Here is a 1,068-nt window from a genome sequence, read left to right as displayed (position 1 = left end):
GATGACGTGGCCGAGCGCCTCAATGAGGACGAAGCCCGCCGCGAAGAAGATAAGTGGGCCTGATCTTCCGTCGTCGATGGACGACGGGCGGCCGCGTGCGATCAGTCATCGATCAGCGTGCCGATCAACTCGAGGAGCGCTCGGTGTTCTGGCCCATTAGCTCCGTCTCGAAGAAATTTACCTATGGCCGTGTCGGACACCTGTCCTCCGGAGCTTAGATTCGGCTGATGCCTTACGACGGGCATCTTGGAAGTCGGATCCCGCGCCAGGAACCAGGTGTCCCCGTTGCTGCTTTCGTACAAGATTCGTTCCGTCATGGAGATGTAAGCGGACCCACGACGTTCCGTTCCTCTCTGGGGTCGGCATAAGCAAACTTTATGCGGCGATCTTGTCTTCCTTGTCGGGGCCGCGCATGACGATCTTGAGCGTGGCATCCGGCAGCGGTCGTTGCAGGGCCTTGGCCTCATCCCATGGCGCGCGTAGCCAGACGTCGCGCTCCTCGTCAGTCGTGAGGATGACCGGCATGGCCTTGCCATGGATCGGTTTGACGACAGCGTTCGCCTCGGTGGTCAGGAAGCGATAGACGAGGTGAGGGCCAGGGATCGGCTTCGACTTGGTGCCCCGATCACCCTTGAACTCGGTCCAGATCCCGGCAAAGGCCGTAAGCGGGCGGTCCTCATTCAGCGCGAACCAGACCACGTCCTTTTTCTTCGTGGCCGGATTTGGCTCCGGCGCATATTCAGCGAAGCTGTTGAAGGGGACCAGGCTAGGGTTCTCCGGCTTGAGCCAGCCGCGCCAGTGCGGAGATTTGGTGTTGCCGATGTTCGTCACGGGCGGACCAGGTTTGCTCGGCGGAGGCGGCATGCCCCAGCACATCAGCGCCAGCTCACGGCCGTCGCCGGCGTTGCGCACCACGGGTGCCGGATAATCCGGAAAGACGCCGGGCATCGGCGGCAGGTTGCCGACGTAGCGGTTTACGACCCGGAACAGCGCGCGGATTGCTTCCTGGTTGGTGGTTATCGAATAGAGATTGCACATCAGATGTCCTTAGCGTTCGCCCGGCCACCA

Annotated in this window: 1 protein-coding gene; it reads right to left on the bottom strand. The window is 61.6% G+C overall.

All coding sequences use genetic code 11. The features are described from left to right. Positions 1 to 375: 375 nt before the first annotated feature. Positions 376 to 1,038, bottom strand: coding sequence for an SOS response-associated peptidase (locus AC5ZGW_RS46390; RefSeq protein ID WP_130229038.1), 663 nt, complete (start codon positions 1,036 to 1,038; stop codon positions 376 to 378). Positions 1,039 to 1,068: the final 30 nt, after the last annotated feature.

Source organism: Bradyrhizobium sp. Crot121 (genome assembly GCF_059512385.1).
The sequence above is the reverse complement of the archived record's forward strand: the minus strand, read 5'-3'. Positions and strand labels throughout refer to the sequence as shown.